The sequence below is a fragment of the Streptomyces sp. NRRL S-244 genome (assembly GCF_000717915.1).
Taxonomy (GTDB): Bacteria; Actinomycetota; Actinomycetes; order Streptomycetales; family Streptomycetaceae; genus Streptomyces.
In genome coordinates, this window is record NZ_JOCX01000028.1 from 14,827 (window position 1) to 37,124 (window position 22,298).

A 22,298-nucleotide genomic window follows, 5' to 3' on the forward strand; every position below is an offset into this window, starting at 1 on the left:
TTGACCGACGACGGCCGATTCGGCCTTCTTGTCGCCCCTTTGCAGGGCCGCGGAATGTTCCGGTTCCAGCTCATCATCGACAGTCAATTGATCGGTGACACTGAACCGTGCATTCTGGGCACAGCCATGTCCAGGCTGGGAGAACTGACACATCTGGACGACGACCGGCTTAATCTCTTGTTCTCGGACAGGGATACCGTACTCTCAGCGTTGCTGACTGAGGAGGAGCTCCACGACCGCACAACCCTGTCTATCGCCGAGTCGTTGGACGACTGGTTGATCCACGGATACGTATACAAGGGGAACGTAGTTGTGGTGGCGCGAGGTGACGAGGATGGATCACTGATGGGCCCTACGCTGGTCACCGTCGTGACATCTGACGAGTATGATCCGATTATCGCGGCAGCTCGCGGTTATTGGTCGAGCATCAACAGTTCCTCCATTTCGTGATTTGCTGATTGCGATGGAAAGGATTCGCTGTCAGATCGCCGGGGTGGGTAGGCTCTCCTGGTGAGCGATCCGACAACCTGGCCCTATCGGAAATGGGAACTTTATCCGAGCCGCCTGAATTTCCAAGCATAAATCTGAAGCCCCATCAGTTACGGCTGATGGGGCTTCAGAGGTGTCTGAGGGCAGTAGTTGACGGCTACGTTAGGGAACGGTGACTGCGCAGAGCGGTGGATCGCCACGGTCGCCGGGTTGGCCGGCGGAGTCGCGGAGGGCGTGGCCGTGGAGTTCCTTGTCATCACGACGAGTTCGATGCCCTGCTCCGGGAGGAGGGTCGCCGCCGAGTGGCGGAGATCGCGAAACCGGATGCGGCGGAGTCCTACTCGGTGGAGCAAGGTGGTGAAGTGCCGGGTGAGGGTGTCCCTTTCGATCGGGCCCTATTGGGCCGGGTGAAGACGTAGCCGCTGTCCTGCCCGCTTTCGCCTGCTGCTTCCCGTTCCTGGCGCTATCGGCTGCGGTGTTGTTCCAGGGAGCGCAGGCACGGCGTCGGCAGGGCGATGCGCCCTTCGGAACTCTGGGTCTTGGTCGGGAGGGCGGTCAGGCCCCCAGAGTTGGTGCGCTGGAGGATACGGCGGATACTGCGCCTCCGGGAGCCACTGCTGGACGCGTGGTACTACCCGGGTGACCTGCTGCTACAGGTCACCCAACCGCCGTCGGCATGAACCCCACTCCCCGACCTCGCGGCGGCCCTGACCGACCTCCCCACCACAGACATCTCCCGCAGCGCAACCGTCGACCTCGGCCAGTTCGTGGCCGAGACCCGGCGGTGGTCGATCGGGCGGGGGCAGAGCCAGCGTTGGGCCGCCTCTACGCTGTCGCCGCCGTTGGTGTTGAACGCGATGGCCGCCTGGGGGCGTGCCAGCGGACCAGGTTCACGATCCGTTCGAATAGCGGGAGCAGCTGCTCCGTCTTGCGGATCCCGCCTCTGCGACCACCACGTCCCACGGGCGCTCCGCCAGCGTCGCGACGAGTGCAGGTTCGCCCGACTTGTCGAAGACGACCAGTGCCATGGCCGCGTCGATGCCGTGTTCGCCGAAGCGGGCCAACTCCTTGTCCAGAGATTCGCGGAGAGCCTCACCGTCCACACCGGGTATCGCCTGCGGGTCGTACCCGATCACAAGTGCGTAAGTCGTGCAGCCCAGGGCTGCCACGTCCACCGCGCGCGACTGCTTGGTCGGCCGCGCCACCGGCGCGTCGCATTCCTCGAACTGTCCGCCCTCGCCGATACGTTCGAATAAACGTCGGTATCAGGACGCGACGGCTCACGTTGCCCGTGTCCGTTCCGACGTGCCGCATCGAATGTCCAAACAGGGGGATTGTATGAACGTCGTCAAGCGCATCGGCCCACTGGCTGCCGCCGCCCTCACCGTCGTCACCGGCACGATCGCCTTCGCCTCCTCGGCCGAGGCCGCGGGATCGTGGAAGTGCCGCTTCTGGAACGAGGGCAACTCTTGCGTCCGCACCGTGGACAACGGCTACGACGCCGAGTGGATCCGGCCGTGGGACGACGGCAAGGCCCACTACGTCGACTTCAACCTCGAATGCCAGAACGGCTACACCTACGGCGACCAGGGCGCGTTCTGGATCAGCCCGAACCAGACCCGCAGCTACGTCCTCGCCGTCGGCGCCCGCGGCACCTGACGGGCCAAGGTCATCGACCACACCTCGGGCAAGACCTTCTACTCCGACTACACGACCAAGCTCGGCTAGGCCGCTACGGCGGGCAGGGGTGGGCAGTCGCGGCAGCGGCCGGGGTGGGGGGCGCGGAAGGCTCGGTCGCAGCCGTCGCAGGTTTGGAAGGGGTCCGGGCGCCTGATCGGCCTCGGCTGCGGGGCTTGTGGCAGGTGGGGTGGGAGGAGCGCCTCCAGGCGGTACGCGAGTACGGAGGCGGGGCTGCGCATCGGTTCGGGGAGGTTCGCGGTCAGGGCCAGCCCGATGGCCTCCGGGTCGGCCCCGCGGTCCAGCCAGGCCGAGACGCCGGGTGCGAGGCGTCGTACGTCGCGCTCGGCCAGCAGTAGCCGGGGGTCGTGGCGGCGGAGGTTGGCCAGCAGGTCGGCCGCGCCGGGGTGTGCGGGTTGGGGCTCGGGGTCGGTGATCCGCTGCGGCTCGGGGTGCGGGAGCGGTACCGGCTCCGGGTCCGGCGGCGGAGGGGGCTCGTTCGGCGTGGTCAGCGGCTTGTTGTACGAGTACGTCCGGGTCACCACCCGCCCGGTCTCCAGCCGCTCGCGCCGCCGTTCCAGGTAGCCGTGGCGTTCCAGCTCGCGGAGGGCGGAGCTCATGCGCATCTCGCCCTCCGGGAAGCGGGCCACCAGGGCCTTGATGCCGACTGGGGCGCCCTCCGGGAGCGACTGGATGTACGCCGCCACCCCGATCGCAGTCGCCGACAGCTCGCGGTGCTGGAGGAGGTGGTTGCCGATCACTGTGAAGTGACTCGCGTGCCGCGCGTTGACGTGGATTACACCGGATCGGGGGGTCCCGGCGGGAAGTCCGGGCGGGGTGCATGCGGGCGCGGTAGGGTGCTCAAGAGCCATAGGGAAGGTGCTACTTCCTGCTTGGTCAGGCCCTCGGCCGGGATGCCAGTCCCGTCGGGGGCCGTCTCATGTCTGCGGTTGTCGGGGCGAGCATATGCCCGGCAACCGGCCCGAAATCCAGCCCAGTTGGCACAGTTCACCCGTCCGAGCGATGGCGGGGCTGGTGGGGTGGGTTTGGTGGGTTCTTTCCCCCGGTTCTTTGGTCTTTTGCGTCTAAGCACGCCGGATCGCGGAACCCCGGGACACGGGTGTGAGCGACACCTCCGCCCACACCACCTTGCACGGGAGCGGCCCTTCCCGTACGCCCCAACGGTCTGCGAGCGCCTCGACCAGGACCAGGCCCCGACCCGCGTCGCGGATCTCCGGGATCCGGTCGCCCCGGGCATCCGTCACCTCGATGAGCAAGGTGTCGGGGGTGATGGTGAGGGCGAGTTTGAAGTCCCGTCCGGGAACCCGGCCGTGGGTCACGGCGTTGGTCGCGAGCTCCGCGATGATCTGCTCGGGAACCTCCAAGGGGAGCCCCCAGGCACGGAGTTGTTCGGCGGCCAGCACGCGGCCGAGTCGAGCTCCGCGCGGGGTCGCGGACAGCTGGACGTGAAAGTCGACGAGTTGAGGAATCACGTCACTCAGCGTGGCCGCACGTGCGTACCGTTGGAAGCAACACCGCCTGTACGTCCCGCGTTTGTCCGGTGCTTGTCCAGCGCTGTAGCAGCTGTCCGGACCGACTTGACGGGTACGGGGCGCTGAGGACATCGGCTCGTCGGAGGTGGGCGCGCATGAGCGTGGACAGCAGTGACGGTACGGAAGAACCCGGCTGGGACGTGGATCCGGAGGACGAACAGGGCGTGGCGGTGGTCGCCGCCCTGGGTCGACAGCTCAAGACTTGGCGAGAGTCGGCCGGCATGCGGGCCGCCGAGTTCGGGGCCGCCATCCAGTACGGAGAGGACCAGGTCCGCAAGGTCGAGGCAGGGAAGCGCATCCCTCGCGCCGAATATTTGGACCGGGCGGACGAGGTACTGAACGCCGGCGGCAAGATCAAGGCGATGAAGGTCGACCTTGAACAGGTCCGCTACCCAAGGAAGGTCCGGGGCCTGGCGAAGATGGAAAGCCAGGCAGTCGAACTGTCCGCGTACGGCAATCACAACATCCATGGCCTGTTGCAGACGGACGACTACGCGCGGGCCCTGTTCGAGATGTGGCAGCCTCCACAGACCATCGAGGAGGTGGAACGCGGTTTGGCCGCCCGGAAGGCGCGACGGTCGATCTTCGACCGCAGCCCCGCGCCCGCTCTGTGCTTCGTCCAGGAAGAGGTGACCCTGCGGCGCCGCATCGGGGGGACAATGGTGATGCGTGGGCAACTCGAACGCCTGCTGGAGGTTTCAGAGCTGCGGCACGTGACGATCCAGGTCATGCCCACCCATCTCGAAGAGCACGCCGGAATGGGTGGATTGATCCAACTGCTGAAATTCGCGGATGGATCGGCGGCAGAGCGCTCCGAGGGGGCGTTCAACGGCCGTCCCGTCTCCGATCCGAGGCAGGTCCGGATCCTTGAGCAATGCCATGCAATGATCCGGTCCCAGGCTCTCACGCCACGGGAGTCCGTCGCATTCATCGAGCAAGTGCTGGGAGAGACATGATCCACGAGCCCGAGCTGGAGTGGTTCAAAAGCAGCTACAGCAGCAGCAGCGACGGCAACGACTGCGTCGAGGTCGCCTGGCGCAAGAGCAGCTACAGCGACAGCGGCGACATCAACGACTGCGTCGAGGTGGCCAACACCCCCGGCGCCGTCCTCGTCCGGGACTCCAAGGACACTCAGCGGCCCCACCTGACGGTCGGGCCCGGCGCGTGGGCCGGGTTTGTGGCCCACGCGGCCGGGAACTGACGGCTGGCTTCAGGCGCGGGTGCAGACGTGCACCGATTCGCTGTGCCCGCCCTCGCTGTGGACGATCCGCACCACGTTGTTCTTGTAGGTCACCTTCAGCACCTGGCCGTCGCTGGTGTCCTTGTGGCCCGGGGGCTTCCAGGGGAGCGTGAGCGAGACGTTCTCCGCGACCTCCCCCGGGACGGTGAGCGCTTCGCCGCCCGTCAGCCGGCTGACGCCCTTGGGGGCCTCGTACACGTCGAGGACCAGGTGGCCGCCGCGCAGCAGCCAGCCTCCGTGCCAGGTGATGGGGGCGGGGCCGCTGGTCCAGGTGATGGTCCAGCCGGAGTTGCCGCCGCCGTCCGCGTTCACGGTGGCCTTCCCCTTCACGGTCTCGCCGTTCGGGGTGGTCGACTCCAGGTTCCAGTCGCCCTTGATGAACGCGTCGAAGGCCCGGGCGAGCGGGCCCGACGAGGCCGGCGCCGGGGAGGACGAAGCCGGGGACGACGCCGCCGCGTCCCCGGGGGCTGCCGGCGTTCCGGGCAGGGGGTCCTTGCCCTTGCCTCCGCACGCCGCGACCAGTGAGGCGCCGACGCCGATCGCCAGGTAGCGCAGTGCGTTGCGCCGCCCGATCATCTGCGCCGCCGCGCGTATCTCCCGTACCGTCACCATGCCCCCGTACAAGGTCGGTTGATCAACAGCGGCCGACTATAGCCGCGGGCCTGGAACCGTACGATCCCCTTCCACGTCTCTCATGGACATGACCAGTCGAATCTGGTCATGTCCGGTTATCAACTACCCAGGGGACACATGTCGTTCGATGCGGAATGGGCTCAGCACAAGGCCGCCGCCCTCGCGCAGCAACCGTCGCCCGCCATGCGCCTCAATCACGTACCCGCCGACGCGAGCACGGCGGGGAGCCCGGCCGGGAGCCTCGTCGCCGGGGCGCAGTCCATCAACGGCAACGCCAACCTGCTGATCGAGATCGCCGCGCTCCTCCACGAGGGGCGGCCGGACGGGGACGCCAGCACCATGGCGCGCGCACCCCGGGCCCACGCGGACGTCTCGGCGGAGGCCCTGCGCTTCGCCCGCTTCGCCGACGACCAGTTCAAGGACACGATCAACCTGTTCGCCGCCCTGGCCACCAAGCTCAAGACCACCGGCACCAGCTTCGCGCAGGTGGACGACGGGACCGCCCGCAACTTCCTCAACGGCATCCTCGACGGCGGCCAGTACGTGAAGCCGGAGTCGAAGTGAGCCTGAGCCACCGCAAGGACGTCCAGTTCCTGGAGGAGTGCAACCCGGCGCTGGTGGAGCGCAACGCCGCCGAGTTCAAGCGGCTGCGCGAGCTGCTGGTGCAGGCCGAGGAGCCCGCACGGCGCGCCGAGACCGGTACGCAGTGGCAGAGCGACGGCAGCCACACGTACACCTCGCGGCTCTCGGAGGCCCGCCAGCTCGTCCTCCACATGGCCGAGGGGTTCGACAAGGCCGCCAGCGCCCTGCACGCGTACGCCGCGGCCCTGACCACCGCCAAGTCGCACTACGCGAACGGCAAGCGCACCGAGCGCAAGCTCGCGGCGCTCATCGCCACGAAGGGCACCGCGATCACGCGCACGGCGCAGGAGGCGGAGCCGATGTGCCAGTGGGAGGACATGCGGGCGACGACCGGCGTCATGGACTTCTTCGCCGAGATCACCATGGACGTGGACGACATCCGCGACGAGGCGAACCGGCTGCACGATGACGCGGGAGGCAGCTTCCACCTGGCCAAGACGGCCGAGCAGGAGGCGCGCAGCGTGTGCGTGCACGCGATGAAGCAGGCGTACGAGCTGCTGCCCGAGTTCAAGGTCAAGGGCGGCGGGGGCGGGGTCGACGTCTACGCCGCGATGGCCGACATCCGGCGCGAGGCGGCGGAGGCCCGTACGAACCCCCTCACGCACCTGCCGGGCAGCGGCCCGAAGAAGGACATGACGGGGCCGGTGGGGAGCGAGCCGGTCTCCCCCGAGCTGCGCGACATCCGGATGCGGGTGGCGGGGCTGCCGGAAGCGGACGACAACTACTGGGACCCGCCGCAGTCGGACGAGGGCCGGGCGGAGTGGATCCGCAACAACAAGGAGATCCTGCGGGCGGCGGCGCAGCGGGCGGGGCTGCCGGAGGAGATGGTGGCCGGCATCGCGTGGAAGGAGGTCGGCGGCCAGCCGGGCATCTTCGACGACGGCGTGGACTTCTTCCGCCAGGCGGCGGACGCGCCGTGGGGGCTGAGCCCGGTCACGGCCGAGAACCTGCCGGACCGGGCGGGCGGCAAGCCGGACGAGACCTCCTTCGGGCCGATCGCGGTGCAGTTGCGGCGCGGGGCGGAGGTGCTGGGCTACGACCCGGAGAACCTCACGGACCAGCAGCGCAACGTGGTGAAGTCCGCGCTCCAGGACCCGAAGCAGAACGCCTTCATCGCGGCGGGGTTCCTGGCGCAGATCAAGGAGGAGACCGGGTACGCGAACGTCCCGGCGGACCAGCTGACCGAGGCCCAGATGCAGGAGATCGCGGCCCGCTACAACGGCGGCCCGTACTGGGAGTCGAAGAAGGCTCAGGACTACGGCGATGATTTCCGCAGCAACCTCGGCAACGTGAAGAAGGCAATGCAATGACGTACGGGCGCGAGAGCATCGACCTGCCCGAGGACCGGGGCTGCCTCCAGTGGGTCCTGGGCGTCCCGCTGGCCCTCATCTACCTGCCTGCGGCCTACATCTGCTTCCTCCTGCTGATGGCGGACCCGATCGCCCCCGCGGACCAGCGCACGCGCGACGACATCCACGCGATGGGCGCCGTCGCGCTGTGCATCACCTTCGCCGGGCTGCTGCTCTCGCTCCTCCCGGTCTACCGGCGGACGATGAACCGCTGGTGGTACGCCGTACCGCTCGCCCTCGGCGCCGTCGCGTACTTCCGGGTCACGACCCTGGGGTAGTCAGGGGGGCAATCGTGGCCGTGCCGTCCGGCTTGATGTCGAACGCCCGCCCGAGGCCGAGCTTGGCGTCCCCGACTTCCGCATCGCTCGCGAGTTCGCCGGCGACCCGGGCCGAGGACTGCACCCGGTGCCCCTTGACGCTTCCGCTGACCGAGCAGTCCGAGAACGAGCTGTACCAGACCTTGCCCGGGTCGATGACGACCTGCCGCCAGGGCCCCGGATGCAGCGGGCACGCTCCGTAGGTCGCGCTCACCACGGGCTTCACGGAGACCGTGACGACCAACTGCGTGGGGCCCACGTTCCTCAGCGCGACACCGAACTGGGCCGCACCCGTTCCGCTCACCGCCTGGGTGCAGGGCTGCATGTCGATGTTCATGACGCTGGTCGGAAGCCATCTGGTCGGGCAGGCCACGTCCTTGGACGGATACGGGGAAGAGCCCACCGTGGCCGACCGGCGGCTCGGCGAGGCCGACGGTGTCGGTGTCGCGGCCGGGGCTGCGGCGATCTCGGGGCCCGGCGGTGGGGGCGTGGCCGACGGGGACGGCGAGGCGGCGGCGGAGGTGCTGGGCGAGGGCGGGCCACTGGGTGCGACGGACCGGGCGCTGTCGGCGTTCGCGGCCTTCAGCGGGGCGTGCGGGAGGTTCAGGATGGTGACCGGCACGGCGATCGCGACCGCGGTGCCGGCTGCCACGAGGGCGAGACGGCGGCCCGATGGCCAAACCCGTACACGGCTCCCGGCCGTCGACGCGTCCGGCTCGGCGGGCGCCGACGGGTACAGGTTGAAGTTGTTGTTGATGACGTTGCCGCCGTGGGTGATGTTCTGGGTCCCACCGTCATAGGCGGCGTTGTCCTGGCGGTCGGGCTCGGTCACCGCTGCCGCCGGGCGGGGTCGCCGACGATGATGTCGCCGCCCTGGGTGATGTTCTGGATGCCGCCGCCGTACGCCGTGTTGTTCTGTACGTACGTCTGCTGCGGCGCCGGCAGCTCGCCCTGGACTCGGGCGATCAGCTCGCCGAGCTCCGCCGCCATCTCGGGCTGCTCCTCCAGGAGGTCCTTCAGCCGGCCGCACCACTCGGCTTCGAGTGCACGTCGTACGGCCTCCTGCTCCTGCGGGGAGGCGGCCCGGCCCAGCTGCGCGGCGAGGCGGTCGAGGCGGCCGGCCGCGGTCTGTTCGGCCTGCGGGTTCCCCCGTCCCAGGAACCGGGTGAAGCCGGAGCGGGTCGTCTGCCAGGCATCGGTCGCGGCCGCGCTCACCAAAGCCGTGCCACCCGTGGCAGCCAGTAACTCCAGCGCTTCTGTCAGCACCCTGTTCCTCCCGGTCAGCGGCATGCGTGCACGGGTGAACTTCCCGTGAGAGCAGACAAGTTAATGCATCGCCACGGGTGCCGCTAACGGCCTGGGAGGGGGTGTCGGAACGCGCCGCAGCCCCCGCCCGGACGGGGGCGGGGGCTGCGGGGGGGGCCGGGCCGGTCAGGCAGCCACGGCGACCGGGGTGCGCTCGTCCAGCGGGGAGGACGAGGCGCTCTCGTAGGCCTTCTTGTCCAGGATTCCCTCGCGGGCCGCGACCACGACCGGGACCAGGGCCTGGCCGGCGACGTTGGTGGCGGTGCGCATCATGTCCAGGATCGGGTCGATCGCCATCAGCAGGCCGACGCCCTCCAGGGGCAGGCCCAGGGTGGAGAGGGTCAGGGTCAGCATGACCGTGGCGCCGGTCAGGCCGGCCGTGGCGGCCGAGCCGACCACGGAGACGAAGGCGATCAGCAGGTAGTCGGTGATCGTCAGCTGGACGTCGAAGATCTGCGCGATGAAGATCGCGGCGAGCGCCGGGTAGATCGCGGCGCAGCCGTCCATCTTCGTCGTCGCGCCGAACGGCACGGCGAAGGAGGCGTACTCCTTCGGGACGCCGAGGCGCTCGGTGACCTTCTGCGTGACCGGCATCGTGCCGACCGAGGAGCGGGAGACGAAGGCCAGCTGGATCGCGGGCCAGGCGCCCTTGAAGAACTGGATGGGGTTGACCTTGGCGACCGTGGCGAGGAGCAGCGGGTAGACGCCGAACATCACGAGCGCGGAGCCGACGTACACGTCCGCGGTGAAGGTCGCGTACTTGCCGATGAGCTCCCAGCCGTACGAGGCGATGGCGGTGCCGATCAGGCCGACGGTGCCGATGGGGGCGAGGCGGATGACCCACCACAGGGCCTTCTGGAGGAGTTCCAGGACCGACTCGGCGACGGTGAGCAGCGGCTGGGCCTTGTCGCCGAGCTGGAGGGCGGCGATACCGGCGACGGCGGCCATGAAGACGATCTGGAGCACGTTCAGCTCGGTGAACGGCGTGATGACGTCCGTCGGCACGATGCCGGTCAGGAAGTCGAGCCAGGAGCCGGTGCGCTTGGGCAGCTTGCCGTCCTGCGGGGTGAGGCCGGTGCCGGCGCCCGGGTTGGTCAGCAGGCCGATGCCGAGGCCGATGCCGACGGCGATCAGCGAGGTGATCATGAACCAGAGCAGCGTGCGCGAGGCGAGGCGGGCGGCGTTGTTCACCTTCCGCAGGTTGGTGATCGACACCAGGATCGCGAAGAAGACGAGCGGGGCAACGGCCAGCTTCAGCAGCTGGACGAAGATGTCGCCGACCTGCTCAAGGGTCTTGGCGAGCCAGCTGACGTCCTGGCTGCGGGCGAGCCAGCCGAACAGGACACCGAGCACGAGGCCGGTGACGATCTGGGCCCAGAACGGGAACTTGAAAGAGGCCTTGGCGGGGGCCTGAGGGGTCGCGGACACGGACACACTCCGGGGGTGATGCGCAAAGAAGGGGGGAAGAGAAGAAGAACGGCGTGGGCTCAGCGACAGCCACAACAGGCCGCGGACACGCGGCGGCAGAGGTCGACGTGCAGGCGCGCCACGAGCGGGACGCTCGCGGTCATTTCGTGCGCAACTGTGGTCAACATGTTTAACACGCTAACACTTTCCCTTTGAGAATCTCAAAGGTGCACTTTGAGTCAGAGGGAGCCGCACCCCCGGAAACGCCGAACCGCCCCAGCCCACGGGAGAGTCCCGTGGGCTGGGGCGGTTCGGTGTGTGAGGAAGCTAACTCAGGCGCGGGCGGCGTCGTCGGCCGCGTCCTCCTGGGAGCGGTTCGCGGCGAGCTTCTCCTTCGCGCCCGCGACGCGACCGGAGATCTGCGCGGACATCTCGTCGCGCTGCTTGCGCAGCAGTACGAAGGAGAGCGGCGCGGAGATCACGAGGGCGAGCAGCACGACCCAGGCGGGGTTGGCGTCACCGAGGCCGGCGGGCACCCAGCCCACGTTGACCAGGACGGCGACCAGGACGAGGCATCCGACGAAGATGCCCAGCCGCATCGCGGTGTAGCGGATCGTCGCGCTCGGCTTGAGGGACACGGTGACCCCTTCTCTCTCGTCGGTACTCGTGCTCGGTCGGCTGCGTGCCCGTCCAGTGAAGCACGGCGCAGGTACGGACAAACCCGCCGGGGGTCACCCGCCGGGGGTCAGTGCAGCGGCAGCAGCATCGTGATGTCGTCGCGGTCGTCGCCCGGGGCCACCCGGATGGCGCCGGGCACGCGGCCGACCTCCTTGTAGCCGCAGGCCGCATAGAAGTGCTCCAGCCCGTGGTCCCCGCGGCAGCTGAGCCGCAGCGCGTCGAGGCCGCCCAGGGAGCGCGCCGCGTCGGCTACGGCCTCCATCAGCGCCCGCCCCGCACCGCGCCCCTGGAGTTCGGGGCCGACCATGACGGTGTAGACCCAGGCCCAATGCCGCTGCAGCGCGTGGCCGTTGTGCCCGATCCACGCGGCCGCGCGCACGCGTCCGTCGGCGTCGTGCCCGACAACGAGCCGGTTGCGCTCCTCGGCCATGGCCACGAGGTGCTTGACCAGCTCGGGGCGGATGGCGTCCGCGGTCACCGGCGGGACGAAGCCGACCGCCCCGCCCGCGTTGGAGACGTCGGTCCACAGACGTACGAGGCCGTCGCGCAGCGCCCGGTCGACCGTCGGCTCGAAGGTGAAGGTAAGGGTCATAGCTGGAGAATATCTATTACCTACCCTGGTGGGCAACGGAAAAGGCCCCGGTCCTCGTGGGACCGGGGCCTTCCACCAAGTCGGCGACGTCAGACGCGCATCGCCTGCGGGGTCTCGCGCAGGTCCGCGTCCGGGCCGGGGTACTCGCGGATGATCTCGTAGCGCGTGTTGCGCTCGACCGGGCGGAAGCCGGCCTCGCGGATCAGCTCCAGCAGATCGTCACGGCCGAGCTTGTTCGGCGTGCCGTAGTTGTCCGCGTCGTGCGTGATCTTGTACTCGACGACCGAGCCGTCCATGTCGTCCGCGCCGTGCTGGAGCGCCAGCTGGGCGGTCTGCACGCCGTGCATGACCCAGAAGACCTTCACGTGCGGCACGTTGTCGAAGAGGAGGCGGGAGACGGCGAAGGTCTTGAGGGCCTCCGCGCCCGTCGCCATCGTCGTGCGCGCCTGGAGCTTGTTGCGGACCTTGCCGTCCTTCATGTCCACGAAGTCGTGCTGGTAGCGCAGCGGGATGAAGACCTGGAAGCCGCCGGTCTCGTCCTGGAGCTCGCGCAGCCGCAGCACGTGGTCCACGCGGTGGCGCGGCTCCTCGATGTGCCCGTAGAGCATGGTCGACGGGGTCTTGAGGCCCTTGGAGTGCGCCAGTCGGTGGATGCGCGACCAGTCTTCCCAGTGGGTCTTGTGGTCCACGATGTGCTGGCGGACCTCCCAGTCGAAGATCTCCGCGCCGCCACCGGTGAGGGACTCCAGACCGGCCTCGATCAGCTCGTCCAGGATGTCGGAGGCCGACATCCCGGAGATCGTCTCGAAGTGGTGGATCTCGGTCGCCGTGAACGCCTTCAGGGAGACGTTCGGCAGCGCCTCCTTCAGCGCGGAGAGCGAGCGCGGGTAGTACCGCCACGGCAGGCTCGGGTGCAGGCCGTTGACGATGTGCAGCTCGGTGAGGTTGTCGTTCTCCATGGCCTTGGCCAGGCGTACGGCTTCCTCGATGCGCATCGTGTACGCGTCCTTCTCGCCCGGCTTGCGCTGGAACGAGCAGTAGGCGCACGAGGCGGTGCACACGTTCGTCATGTTGAGGTGGCGGTTGACGTTGAAGTGGACGACGTCGCCGTTCTTGCGCATGCGCACCTCGTGCGCGAGGGCGCCCAGCCAGGCCAGGTCGTCGGACTCGTAGAGGGCGATGCCGTCCTCACGGGTCAGCCGCTCGCCGGAGCGAACCTTGTCCTCCAGCTCACGCTTGAGCCCAGCGTCCATTCCGGTCGTCTCCTCTACGGGTCCTGTCCTGCCTGCAACCGCCACCCACCGTACTCTTAGCCCTCTTCGGGCAGGTCCCCGACCCGGTTCTCCCACTTCGTGGAGAGCACGATGGTGGTACGGGTGCGCGAGACGCCCTTGGTGCTGGAGAGCTTGCGGATGATCCGCTCCAGCCCGTCCACGTCGCCGGCCCGGACCTTGAGCATGTACGAGTCGTCGCCGGCGATGAACCAGCAGTCCTCGATCTCCGCCAGGTCGCGCAGGCGGCGGGCCACGTCCTCGTGGTCCGCGGCGTCGGAGAGGGAGATGCCGATGAGCGCCGTGACGCCGAGGCCGAGCGAGGCCGCGTTGACGGTCGCGCGGTAGCCGGTGATCACGCCGGCCGATTCGAGCCGGTTGATCCGGTCGGTGACGCTGGGGCCGGAGAGGCCCACGAGCCGGCCCAGCTCCGCGTACGAGGCACGTCCGTTCTCACGAAGTGCCTGGATGAGCTGCCTATCCACCGCGTCCATATACCTGGAGCCTTCCATTATTCGGCGATCCCGCAAGTTTACGTATAGAATCAAAGGCGCACAGGGTCAACACCCTGTGAATCTTTCAACAGATCGGCGATGATCTCGCTGATCTGACGACATCAGGAGTGGTTCACCGTGTACACGATCGAGATGGCCTACGCGCACATGCGACAGCTCCAGGAGCTGGCCAACCGATCCCGCACCGACCAGCCCGCCGCCGCCCACCGAGTCGACCGGACCCGCAAGCCGGGCGCTGTCCGCGCCAAGAAGCGCTAGCTGCCGCGCTAGTCACCGTTTGCCTCCCGGGGGCGGGACGCTCCACCGAGCTCCCCCTCCCACCGGCGGTACAGCCGGTGCGGCACCCCTGCCGCATCCAGCACCCGCCCCGCGACGAAATCCACCAGGTCCTGGATGTGCGTCGCACCCGCGTAGAACGCCGGAGAGGCGGGCAGCACCACTGCGCCCGCCTCGTCCAGCGCCACCAGATGCTTGAGCGTCTGCCCGTTCAGCGGGGTCTCCCGCACCGCGACCACCAGTCGCCGCCGCTCCTTGAGCGTCACGCTCGCGACGCGCTGGAGCAGGTCCTTCGACAGCCCGAGCGCCACCCCCGCCACACAGGCCGTGGACGCCGGCACGATCAGCATCCCCTTCACGGGGTACGAGCCCGAGCTCGGCCCGGCGGCCAGGTCGCCGGCGCCCCAGTGGCGGACGTCGTCCAGTTCCGGCCGTGGATACGTCGCGGGCTTGCCGTCCGCTCCGCGCTCCAGCCAGGCGGCGAGATCGTCCCGCCAGTGCGCGTCGCGGAACGCGATGCCGGTCTCGTCGAGGAGGGTCAGCCGCGAGGCACGGCTGACCACGAGGTCCACGCTCTCCCCCGCCGCCAGCAGCCCCCGGATCACCGCCGCCGCGTACGGCGTCCCGGACGCCCCGGAAACCCCGACCACCCACGGGGTGCGCTTGCCGTCAGTCATAGCTCCGAGACTATCCGGCCACCGGCGGACGACGCTGAGTAAGGTGGCCCGAGCGTCGATGGGTGGGGGTTTGAGGACATGGCCGAGGCAGGCGTCGTACGTCTCGACGAGTGGAACCGGGCGGACCGTGCCAAGGCCGCAGGGAAGCTGATGCTGGGCTGGGTGGCCCTGTTGTGGCTGGTCGAGGTGGTGGATCTGGCCACCGGGCACGCCCTGGACGCCTACGGGATCACCGCCCGCACCGCCGACGGACTGACCGGGATCCCCCTGGCCCCGTTCCTCCACTTCGGCTTCGACCACGTGGCGTCCAACAGCATCCCGCTGCTGGTCCTCGGCTTCGTCGCCGCGCTGAGCGGGATACGGCGGTTCCTCGCGCTCTGCGCGGTGGTCGTGGCGGTGGACGGGCTCGGCGTCTGGCTGGTCTCCGGGGCGGACACCGTCACGGCGGGCGCCTCGGGCCTGATCTTCGGCCTCTTCGGCTACCTGCTGGTCCGCGGCTTCGTCGAACGCCGCCCGCTGGGCGTGCTGATCGCCGTCGCGATCGCCGCGTTCTGGGGCACGTCCATCCTGACCGGCATCCTGCCGACGAACTCGACGGTCAGCTGGCAGGGCCACCTCTTCGGCCTGCTGACGGGCGTCGCCTGTGCGTTCCGCTTCCCCCGGCAGGCCGTCCGGGCATAGGCCGGGCCGGGGGGCACTGCGCGGCGCCGTCGCCCGGCGCCGGATCGTTACGGCATGAGGCCGCGGGCCACGAGGTCGGCCAGGGCGCAGGCGAAGAGGGCCATGCCGATGAAGCCGTTGACCGTGAAGAAGGCGCGGTTCAGGCGGGACAGGTCGTGCGGCTTCACGATCGTGTGCTCGTACAGGAACGCGCCGACGACGACCAGCAGGCCGAACCAGAAGAACGGGCCCGCGTCCGTCGCGACCGCGTACCACGCCAGCAGGGCCGTCGTCACCACGTGCGCGCCGCGCGCGCCCCACAGGGCCGCCGGGACGCCGAAGCGGGCCGGGACCGACTTCACGCCGTCCGCGCGGTCCGCCGCCACGTCCTGGCAGGCGAAGATCAGGTCGAAGCCGCCGATCCAGACGCCCACCGCCAGGCCCAGGATCACGGCGTCCCAGGACCATTCGCCCGTCACCGCCAGCCAGGCCCCGACCGGTCCCATCGCCTGGGCCAGGCCCAGGATCGCGTGCGGGAAGTTCGTGAACCGCTTGCCGTACGGGTACACCACCATCGGGATCACCGCGACCGGCGCCAGCGCCAGGCACAGCGGGTTCAGCAGCGCCGCCGAGCCGAGGAAGACGGCCAGCGCGATCCCGGCCCCGGTCCAGGCGGAGCGGACCGACACCGCGCCGGTGACGAGTTCACGGCCGGCGGTACGGGGGTTGCGGGCGTCGATCTCCCGGTCGATGATCCGGTTGGCGGCCATCGCGAAGGTCCGCAGCCCCACCATGCAGACGGTGACGAGCAGCAGCTCGGCCCAGTGCATGGTCCGGTCCAGCCGGAACATGGCCGTCAGCGCCGCGATGTACGCGAAGGGCAGCGCGAAGACCGAGTGCTCGATCATCACGAGCCGCAGGAACGCCTTCACCTTGCCGGGTGCCTGCGGCGCGGAACCGGGGCCGATGACTCCGTCGGCGGTCGTCATCATGCGAGGGCTCTCCGGAAGTCTTCGAGGTCGGCCAGGAGCTGCGCCGCCGGGAGTGCGCCGAGTTCCACGGTCCGGGGGGCGGCGGCGCCGTCCTCCTCGTCCTCGGGCGGGGTGACCCGGGCGGTCAGCCGCCAGGCGTCGGCCGCCGGGCGGGCGTCGATGCGCAGGAAGTCCCCCGCCTCGACCGTGAAGGGCCCGCCCGAGGCCAGGGCGGCCTGGAGCTGCTCCGCGAAGCCGTCCGCCTCGACGTCCCGAGCGCCGGGGAGCTCGAACTCGCCGTGGCCGGGGCCGTCCTCGTACATCAGCGTCCAGACGTCGCCGGATCCGGCGAACTCCTCGGGCGTGACGCCCGCCTGCTCGGCGGCCTGCCGGACGCCCGGGTCCGCCGGGTCGATCTTCGGGCGCAGCAGGGCCACGTAGACGTCGCCGGCGCCGAGGAAGAGCTCGGGACCCCCCACGACAATCGGGCTCACAGGCCGTACTCCTTCCAGCGGCGGTCCACCAGGGCCGCCGTCGCCGGGTCGGACTCCACCATGTCGGGCCAGCCGCCGTCGCGGGTGTAGCCCTCCTCGGGGAGCTTCTTCGTCGCGTCGATGCCCGCCTTGCCGCCCCAGAACTGCTGGTACGAGGCGTGGTCGAGGTGGTCGACGGGACCCTCCACGACCGTGAGGTCGCGGGAGTAGTCCGTGTTGCCGAGCGCCCGCCAGGACACCTCGTGCAGGTCGTGGACGTCGCAGTCGGAGTCCACGACGATGATCAGCTTGGTCAGCGACATCATGTGGGCGCCCCAGATGGCGTGCATGACCTTCTGGGCGTGCTTCGGGTACTTCTTGTCGATCGAGACGATCGCGCAGTTGTGGAAGCCGCCCGACTCGGGCAGGTGGTAGTCCACGATGTCCGGCACGATGATCTTGAGGAGCGGGAGGAAGAAACGCTCCGTCGCGCGGCCGAGCGGGCCGTCCTCCGTGGGAGGGCGGCCGACGACGATCGACTGGAGGAGCGGGCGCTTGCGCATCGTCACGCAGTCGATCTTCAGCGCCGGGAACGGCTCCTGCGGGGTGTAGAAGCCGGTGTGGTCGCCGAAGGGGCCTTCCGGGAGCGTCTCGCCCGGCTCCAGCCAGCCCTCGATGACGACCTCGGCGTTGGCCGGGACCTGGAGCGGGACGGTCTTGCAGTCGACCATCTCGATGCGCTTGCCCGCGACGAACCCGGCGAAGAGGTACTCGTCGATGTCGCCGGGCAGCGGAGCGGTCGACGCGTACGTCACGGCCGGCGGGCAGCCGAAGGCGATCGCGACCGGGAGGCGCTCGCCGCGCTTGGCGGCGACCGCGTAGTGGTTGCGGCTGTCCTTGTGGATCTGCCAGTGCATGCCGATGGTGCGCTTGTCGTGGCGCTGGAGGCGGTAGAGGCCGAGGTTGCGCACGCCCGTCTCGGGGTGCTTGGTGTGGGTGAGGCCGAGGTTGAAGAAGGAGCCGCCGTCCTTGGGCCAGGTGAAGAGGGCCGGGAGCCGGTCCAGGTCCACGTCGTCGCCCGTGAGGACGACCTCCTGGACGGGGGCGGACTCGCCCTTCACCTTCTTCGGCGGCACGTGCACCATCGAGCCGAGCTTGCCGAAGGCCTCGCGCACACCGATGAAGCCCTGCGGGAGCTCCGGCTTGAGCAGGCCGCCGATCTTCTCGCTGATCTCGCCGTACGACTTGAGGCCGAGGGCCTTGAGCAGCCGGCGGTCGGTGCCGAAGACGTTCATGGCCAGCGGCATCGCCGAGCCCTTGACGTTCTCGAAGAGGAGGGCGGGACCCCCCGCCTTGTTCACTCTGTCGACGATCTCCCCGACCTCCAGATACGGGTCGACTTCGGCCTTGATGCGCTTGAGGTCGCCCTCCCGCTCCAGAGCCCGGAGCAGCGAGCGGAGATCGTCGTAAGCCATAGGGGCCAGTATCCGTCACCGGATAGCCTGGGAGTGTCACCGGGGCCCGAGGCGGGTCCCCCGTCACTGCTGGGGAGTCGGTCCCACACCGTGCTGCGCTATCTGCCGTTCCTGCTGATCATCGCGCTGACCATCTACGCCTTCATCGACTGCCTGAACACGCCGGAGGAAGAGGTCAAGCACCTCCCCAAGGTGGTCTGGGTGATCATCATCCTGCTGTTCTCGATCGTCGGACCGGTCGTGTGGCTGTTCGCGGGCCGGCAGCGCTCCGCGGTCGGCGGTGGCCGGGCGCGCCGGACGCAGTGGGTCGCGCCCGACGACAACCCGGAGTTCCTGCGCTCCCTCGGCGAGGACCGCGAGAAGGACAGGGACAAAGACAAGGACTGACAGGTGAGCGATCCGCACGACGGAGCCGGGTCCGCACCGGTCGAGCCGGTGACACCCGAGCCGGTGACACCCGAGCCGCTGCACCCTCTCCGCAGGACGCTGCTCCACCAGTCCTGGCTGGACGTCGCTTTCGTGCACTGGGCGGTGGCCCCGGAGTCGGTGGGCGGGCTGCTGCCCCGCGGAGTCCGTCCCGACGTGTACGAGGGCGCGACGTACGTGGGTCTGATCGCCCTGCGGATGCACCGGGTCGGCTGGCTCGGACTGCCCGGCGTGCCGTACTTCGGCAACTTCCCGGAGACGAACGTGCGCCTGTACTCGGTGGACGAACGCGGCCGCCGCGGCGTGGTCTTCCGGTCGTTCGAGGCCTCGCGGCTGCTCCCGGTGCTCATCGCACGCCTGGGCTTCCGGCTTCCGTACATGTGGGCCGGGATGTCGGTCCGCCGGAAGGGCGACGGTATCGACTACGCCACCCGGCGCCGCTGGCCGCGAGCGGGGAGCGGCGGCGGAGCGCACGCCCGACTGGGTCTGCGCATCGGTGCGCGGATCGCGGAGCCGAGCGGGCTCGAAGACTTCCTCACGGCCCGCTGGGGCATGCACAGCGACCGGCACGGCAGGACCCTCTACCTCCCGAACGCGCACCCGCGGTGGAGACTGCACCGCGCCGAGTTGCTGCACCTCGACGAGAACCTGATCACTGCGGCCGGTCTGCCCCGCCCCGCCGACCCGCCGGTCAGCGTTCTGTTCTCACCCGGAGTCCCCGTCCGCTTCGGCGCTCCCGCCTGACATCGAGCCGGTCCCGTGCGCATCAGCCGCGTCGTTCCGGTGGGACCAGCCGATGGGCCATCCGGACCGGAAACGACTTCGGCGGCTGCCAGACACCGCGCTCCTCGAAGGGCCACGCGTAGGTCAGGACCCCGTCATGGACGCAGTCCAGCAGGTCCGGCGCCTCCAGCTCGTGAGCCGACCACTCGTAGAGCCGCTGCAACCTCGGGGCGATCATCCCGTAGTCCAGAAGCCGGCCGAATCCGCGTTCGTCACCGAGGTAGAACCGGACACCGGCCGTGAGGGGGTACTCGTCCGGGAGGATCCGGGACAGCTGCAGGAATACGCCGATCATGCCGAGTCTCGGGTCACCGAAGAACGGGCCGAGCGGGCGGAGCCACCCCAGGGAGATCCGGGGGGCCGCGACGAGGGCGTGGGTGTAGAGCACCCGGCAGAGCACGACGTTCATGAAGAAGCGCTCGGCCTCGTTCTCCGCCTCCGCCAGGTCGCGGTGTCCGAGGTAGGCGGCGACCACGCTCCCGTTGTGTGCCCGGTACCAGGCCCGCGCCGTCGGATGGCCGGCGAAGGCCGTCCAGAAGTCCACCGTCCGCGAGGAGGCCGGACCGGGAAGGTCTCCGCTCAGGGCCACTGCCTCGCAGCCGTCACGAAGGATGCGCTCGTTCACCGCGCGCCACCACGGACTGCCGGGACGGTCGCCGGACAGGGGCCGCAACAAACCCCGCCGGAGCTGCCACCGCATGAAGGACGCCGCCGCCCGGCGATAGGGCAGGTGGCGTGGTGCCTTGCCGAACGGACCGCGGTAGCAGCGCTGCATCAAGGCCAGCCGGCCTGCCGGATCGTCGCGGACGGAGGCGATCTGCCGCTCGGCCCAGGCCCCGGCCGACATCCCGGACCCCCAGGAGTGCGTCATGGGGTCAGTGTGCCGCGCGACGACGCGGCCCACACCGCATCACGGGAGCCGTACAGGCCCCAGGGAGCCGGCGGCCGAAGCCGCCCTTACCGGGCCCACGGGAGGACGCGGGGTTCCGGTTCTCCCGGGACCGAGACCAGGGCGTCCGCGCGCATCGCGACGTACGCCTCGGCCGCCTCCGGCGCGTGGATGCGGCGTCGTACGTCCGGCGGCAGGAGCAGGGTCTGGCCGGCCGAGACCTTGTCTGTACGGCTGGCCGAGGTGACCTCCAGGGTGCCCGCGACGACCGTCCAGGCCTGTTCGCGGTCGATGGAGTGCTCGGGGCCGGTGGCGCCGGCGTTCATGGCCACGTGCCAGGTGCTGAGCTCGCAGCTGCCCCGGCTGGGGGCGGCCAGGCCGGTCATGACGGCGTTGGGGGTCGTGATGACGTGGTCGGGTGAGGTGGTGATGACGTGCATGTCGAGATCCCTCGCTCCTGAGTCAAGCCGCTTTACTTACATCCACGAGTAAAGCAGCTTGACTCGGCCGTGTCACCATGTTTTCCGTGACGAGAAACGAAGACACCGGCATCGAGCTCGGCATTCTGCTCGGGCTCGGGTTCCAGCTGCTGGTCGGCGAGTTCACCCGGCGCCTCGACGAGGTGGGGTACGGGGACCTGCGGCCCGCGCACGGCATGGCCTTCCAGGCGCTCAAGGGGCCCGGCGCCACCGCCACCGAGCTCGCCGAACGGCTCGGGGTGACCAAGCAGGCCGCCGGGCAACTCGTGGACGACCTGGAGAAGCGGGGCTACGTACGACGCGAGCCCCACCCCGAGGGCGGCCGGCGCAAGCTGGTGGTCCTGACCCGGGCCGCGAACGAGCACCTGGCCGTCGCGGGAGGGATCCTGCACGAGCTGGAGGCGGAGCTCGGAGCCCACGTCGACCTCCCCACCCTGCGCCGGGAGCTCACCGGCCTGCTGGGCGCACTCAACGGGGAGGGGGACCTTCCGCCACTGCGGCCCGTCTGGCATTGAACGCGTTCAAGGCGGCTGCAAGAATGGGCGGATGCCGAGGAACAGCGGGGGACCGCGGGTCGTCGACACGATCCTGCGCAATCTGCTCGCGTACGGGGTCGCCGTCGCCGCCCTGCTCGCCATGGCCGGCGGCAATCCGCACACCCACCGCTCCACCCCCGCCGTCTACGACGCGCGCGCCGACGAGATCGTCGGCACCTGGCGCTGCGTCGAGGGCACCGAGGTCGTCTTCCGGGCCGACGGAACGGCCACCGTCACCCTGCTCAACGGGCAGGAGCGGGACTACGACCACGGCTGGCGGCTCTCCGGAACCGGCACCTGGAAGCTCATCAGCCGGGAACCCGCCGGCTGGAACTACGGCCAGCACGTGCGCCTGCGCCTGCCCGACCTCTACAAATGGACCTTCGAGCTGCGCCGCGACCACCGCCAGACGCTCGAGCTGTACTTCTTCTACGGCGATCCGGACGCGCGCAGCGCCTACGTCCTGGAGAAGGACCCGTAGGACGCGCGCAGCTCCGCCCAGCGGGCGTCGGTCCACCGGGACCAGTCCGTCGGATGGCCCTGGAGGGCGGACTGCAGCAGCTCGAAGTGGTGGTGCCAGCCGGCCAGGCAGTCGAGGCGGTCCTCGTCCGAGCCGGCCCGCTCGTTCAGGAAGCGGATCACGGTCGAGTCCGTGCCGACGGCCTCCAGGTGGAAGCGGATCCGGCCGTGCTCACTGACCGTGTACTCGACGACCCGCTCGACGTCCCACGCCGTGACGTGGCCGGAGACCGTCGTCCCGGTGTTCAGCCAGCGCAGGGTGACGGCCCCGCCGAGCCTGCGCTCCAGCACGTCCGCCGCGGCCAGCCAGCCGCGCAGCCCGTCCGCCGTGGTCAGGGCGGGCCACACGGCCTCGTACGCACTCGGCACGTGCACCTCGAAGCGCAGCAGCCAGCGGCCCTCGCCGCGGCTCTCACTGGTGGCATGACTCACCGGTGTAAGCGTCATGCCACCAGCGTCCCACTCC

30 protein-coding genes and 1 pseudogene are annotated in these 22,298 nt (G+C 69.6%); 13 read left to right on the forward strand and 18 right to left on the reverse strand.

Annotation, left to right across the window (positions count from 1 at the left end):
- Positions 1–450, forward strand: a complete 450-nt coding sequence (locus tag IF02_RS0126565; protein WP_158708571.1) for a hypothetical protein — start codon at positions 1–3, stop codon at positions 448–450.
- Positions 451–1,294: 844 nt separating this feature from the next.
- On the opposite strand, the pseudogene IF02_RS32740 reads toward IF02_RS0126565, so the two are convergent.
- A pseudogene (locus IF02_RS32740) lies at positions 1,295–1,649 on the reverse strand (hypothetical protein); the annotation flags it as partial.
- 178 nt (positions 1,650–1,827) lie between these two features.
- On the opposite strand from IF02_RS32740, the gene IF02_RS0126575 reads away from it, so the two are divergent.
- Positions 1,828–2,148 (forward strand): hypothetical protein, encoded by a 321-nt coding sequence (locus IF02_RS0126575; protein ID WP_030161193.1) that lies wholly within the window; start codon positions 1,828–1,830, stop codon positions 2,146–2,148.
- 65 nt (positions 2,149–2,213) lie between these two features.
- Here the strand turns inward: IF02_RS0126575 and IF02_RS0126580 are convergent, their stop codons facing one another.
- Positions 2,214–3,038, reverse strand: coding sequence for a DNA-binding protein (locus IF02_RS0126580; RefSeq protein ID WP_037837187.1), 825 nt, complete (start codon positions 3,036–3,038; stop codon positions 2,214–2,216).
- A 213-nt stretch (positions 3,039–3,251) separates the two neighbouring features.
- A complete protein-coding gene (locus tag IF02_RS0126585; protein WP_234318339.1) occupies positions 3,252–3,659 on the reverse strand; it encodes an ATP-binding protein in 408 nt (135 codons plus the stop codon).
- Between the two features lie 155 nt (positions 3,660–3,814).
- On the opposite strand from IF02_RS0126585, the gene IF02_RS0126590 reads away from it, so the two are divergent.
- Positions 3,815–4,675 carry a helix-turn-helix domain-containing protein gene (locus tag IF02_RS0126590; protein WP_030161200.1) on the forward strand — a complete coding sequence of 287 codons (861 nt, stop codon included), beginning with the start codon at positions 3,815–3,817 and terminating at the stop codon, positions 4,673–4,675.
- Entirely contained in the window at positions 4,672–4,920 is a 249-nt protein-coding gene (locus tag IF02_RS0126595; protein ID WP_030161202.1) for a DUF397 domain-containing protein, read from the forward strand. Before IF02_RS0126590 ends, IF02_RS0126595 begins: the two co-directional genes overlap by 4 nt.
- Positions 4,921–4,929: 9 nt before the next feature.
- Here the strand turns inward: IF02_RS0126595 and IF02_RS0126600 are convergent, their stop codons facing one another.
- The gene (locus IF02_RS0126600; protein WP_030161204.1) at positions 4,930–5,571 is read right to left on the reverse strand and encodes a hypothetical protein; all 642 of its coding nucleotides are present in this window, start codon (positions 5,569–5,571) and stop codon (positions 4,930–4,932) included.
- A 138-nt stretch (positions 5,572–5,709) separates the two neighbouring features.
- On the opposite strand from IF02_RS0126600, the gene IF02_RS32745 reads away from it, so the two are divergent.
- The 3 genes from IF02_RS32745 to IF02_RS0126615 are packed head-to-tail and all read left to right on the forward strand — an operon-like array spanning position 5,710 to position 7,861.
- A complete protein-coding gene (locus tag IF02_RS32745) occupies positions 5,710–6,156 on the forward strand; it encodes a hypothetical protein (RefSeq protein WP_234318340.1) in 447 nt (148 codons plus the stop codon).
- The gene (locus IF02_RS0126610) at positions 6,153–7,544 is read left to right on the forward strand and encodes a hypothetical protein (protein WP_051696579.1); all 1,392 of its coding nucleotides are present in this window, start codon (positions 6,153–6,155) and stop codon (positions 7,542–7,544) included. Before IF02_RS32745 ends, IF02_RS0126610 begins: the two co-directional genes overlap by 4 nt.
- A complete protein-coding gene (locus IF02_RS0126615) occupies positions 7,541–7,861 on the forward strand; it encodes a hypothetical protein (protein ID WP_051696580.1) in 321 nt (106 codons plus the stop codon). The genes IF02_RS0126610 and IF02_RS0126615 overlap by 4 nt, the downstream gene beginning before the upstream one ends.
- On the opposite strand, the gene IF02_RS34965 is transcribed toward IF02_RS0126615, so the two are convergent.
- The 7 genes from IF02_RS34965 to IF02_RS0126655 form a co-directional block, all read right to left on the reverse strand.
- Positions 7,845–8,732 carry a hypothetical protein gene (locus IF02_RS34965; RefSeq protein ID WP_158708572.1) on the reverse strand — a complete coding sequence of 296 codons (888 nt, stop codon included), beginning with the start codon at positions 8,730–8,732 and terminating at the stop codon, positions 7,845–7,847. The genes IF02_RS0126615 and IF02_RS34965 overlap by 17 nt on opposite strands.
- The gene (locus IF02_RS33300) at positions 8,729–9,115 is read right to left on the reverse strand and encodes a hypothetical protein (RefSeq protein ID WP_051696581.1); all 387 of its coding nucleotides are present in this window, start codon (positions 9,113–9,115) and stop codon (positions 8,729–8,731) included. The genes IF02_RS34965 and IF02_RS33300 overlap by 4 nt, the downstream gene beginning before the upstream one ends.
- A gap of 216 nt (positions 9,116–9,331) precedes the next feature.
- Complete coding sequence (locus IF02_RS0126635) at positions 9,332–10,639, reverse strand: dicarboxylate/amino acid:cation symporter (protein ID WP_030161219.1); 1,308 nt, start codon at positions 10,637–10,639, stop codon at positions 9,332–9,334.
- Positions 10,640–10,944: 305 nt separating this feature from the next.
- Entirely contained in the window at positions 10,945–11,211 is a 267-nt protein-coding gene (locus IF02_RS0126640; RefSeq protein WP_051696588.1) for a DUF4229 domain-containing protein, read from the reverse strand.
- A gap of 146 nt (positions 11,212–11,357) precedes the next feature.
- Positions 11,358–11,882 carry a GNAT family N-acetyltransferase gene (locus IF02_RS0126645; protein WP_030161223.1) on the reverse strand — a complete coding sequence of 175 codons (525 nt, stop codon included), beginning with the start codon at positions 11,880–11,882 and terminating at the stop codon, positions 11,358–11,360.
- Between the two features lie 89 nt (positions 11,883–11,971).
- A complete protein-coding gene (gene mqnE / locus IF02_RS0126650; protein ID WP_030161226.1) occupies positions 11,972–13,135 on the reverse strand; it encodes an aminofutalosine synthase MqnE in 1,164 nt (387 codons plus the stop codon).
- 56 nt (positions 13,136–13,191) lie between these two features.
- Positions 13,192–13,647, reverse strand: coding sequence for an Lrp/AsnC family transcriptional regulator (locus IF02_RS0126655; protein WP_030161227.1), 456 nt, complete (start codon positions 13,645–13,647; stop codon positions 13,192–13,194).
- Between the two features lie 138 nt (positions 13,648–13,785).
- Here IF02_RS0126655 and IF02_RS35250 point away from each other — a divergent pair, with 138 nt between their 5' ends.
- The gene (locus IF02_RS35250) at positions 13,786–13,926 is read left to right on the forward strand and encodes a hypothetical protein (RefSeq protein ID WP_166682056.1); all 141 of its coding nucleotides are present in this window, start codon (positions 13,786–13,788) and stop codon (positions 13,924–13,926) included.
- 8 nt (positions 13,927–13,934) lie between these two features.
- On the opposite strand, the gene IF02_RS0126665 is transcribed toward IF02_RS35250, so the two are convergent.
- On the reverse strand, positions 13,935–14,621 hold the full coding sequence (locus IF02_RS0126665) for a UbiX family flavin prenyltransferase (protein WP_030161230.1): 687 nt from the start codon (positions 14,619–14,621) through the stop codon (positions 13,935–13,937).
- A gap of 78 nt (positions 14,622–14,699) precedes the next feature.
- Between IF02_RS0126665 and IF02_RS0126670 the strand changes: the two genes are divergently transcribed.
- Positions 14,700–15,302: a rhomboid family intramembrane serine protease gene (locus IF02_RS0126670; protein ID WP_030161232.1), complete on the forward strand. Its 603-nt coding sequence runs from the start codon at positions 14,700–14,702 to the stop codon at positions 15,300–15,302.
- A gap of 47 nt (positions 15,303–15,349) precedes the next feature.
- Here the strand turns inward: IF02_RS0126670 and mqnP are convergent, their stop codons facing one another.
- The 3 genes from mqnP to IF02_RS0126685 are packed head-to-tail and all read right to left on the reverse strand — an operon-like array spanning position 15,350 to position 18,200.
- Positions 15,350–16,273, reverse strand: coding sequence for a menaquinone biosynthesis prenyltransferase MqnP (mqnP, locus tag IF02_RS0126675; protein WP_420708214.1), 924 nt, complete (start codon positions 16,271–16,273; stop codon positions 15,350–15,352).
- Positions 16,270–16,746 carry a hypothetical protein gene (locus IF02_RS0126680; protein WP_030161236.1) on the reverse strand — a complete coding sequence of 159 codons (477 nt, stop codon included), beginning with the start codon at positions 16,744–16,746 and terminating at the stop codon, positions 16,270–16,272. Before IF02_RS0126680 ends, mqnP begins: the two co-directional genes overlap by 4 nt.
- Positions 16,743–18,200, reverse strand: coding sequence for a menaquinone biosynthesis decarboxylase (locus IF02_RS0126685; protein WP_030161238.1), 1,458 nt, complete (start codon positions 18,198–18,200; stop codon positions 16,743–16,745). The genes IF02_RS0126680 and IF02_RS0126685 overlap by 4 nt, the downstream gene beginning before the upstream one ends.
- 90 nt (positions 18,201–18,290) lie before the next feature.
- Here IF02_RS0126685 and IF02_RS0126690 point away from each other — a divergent pair, with 90 nt between their 5' ends.
- Together IF02_RS0126690 and IF02_RS0126695 are read left to right on the forward strand one after the other, a co-directional pair.
- Entirely contained in the window at positions 18,291–18,587 is a 297-nt protein-coding gene (locus IF02_RS0126690; RefSeq protein ID WP_051696582.1) for a PLD nuclease N-terminal domain-containing protein, read from the forward strand.
- Positions 18,588–18,590: 3 nt separating this feature from the next.
- On the forward strand, positions 18,591–19,370 hold the full coding sequence (locus IF02_RS0126695; protein WP_234318341.1) for a YqjF family protein: 780 nt from the start codon (positions 18,591–18,593) through the stop codon (positions 19,368–19,370).
- A gap of 22 nt (positions 19,371–19,392) precedes the next feature.
- Here IF02_RS0126695 and IF02_RS0126700 read toward each other — a convergent pair whose 3' ends face one another.
- Positions 19,393–20,280: a hypothetical protein gene (locus IF02_RS0126700; RefSeq protein WP_030161243.1), complete on the reverse strand. Its 888-nt coding sequence runs from the start codon at positions 20,278–20,280 to the stop codon at positions 19,393–19,395.
- An 86-nt stretch (positions 20,281–20,366) separates the two neighbouring features.
- Complete coding sequence (locus IF02_RS0126705) at positions 20,367–20,738, reverse strand: cupin domain-containing protein (protein ID WP_030161244.1); 372 nt, start codon at positions 20,736–20,738, stop codon at positions 20,367–20,369.
- An 86-nt stretch (positions 20,739–20,824) separates the two neighbouring features.
- Between IF02_RS0126705 and IF02_RS0126710 the strand changes: the two genes are divergently transcribed.
- Both IF02_RS0126710 and IF02_RS0126715 read left to right on the forward strand, forming a co-directional pair.
- Positions 20,825–21,292 (forward strand): MarR family transcriptional regulator, encoded by a 468-nt coding sequence (locus IF02_RS0126710; RefSeq protein ID WP_030161245.1) that lies wholly within the window; start codon positions 20,825–20,827, stop codon positions 21,290–21,292.
- Between the two features lie 31 nt (positions 21,293–21,323).
- Positions 21,324–21,794: a hypothetical protein gene (locus tag IF02_RS0126715; protein ID WP_051696584.1), complete on the forward strand. Its 471-nt coding sequence runs from the start codon at positions 21,324–21,326 to the stop codon at positions 21,792–21,794.
- On the opposite strand, the gene IF02_RS0126720 is transcribed toward IF02_RS0126715, so the two are convergent.
- Positions 21,770–22,279, reverse strand: a complete 510-nt coding sequence (locus IF02_RS0126720) for an SRPBCC domain-containing protein (RefSeq protein ID WP_030161247.1) — start codon at positions 22,277–22,279, stop codon at positions 21,770–21,772. The genes IF02_RS0126715 and IF02_RS0126720 overlap by 25 nt on opposite strands.
- Positions 22,280–22,298: the final 19 nt, after the last annotated feature.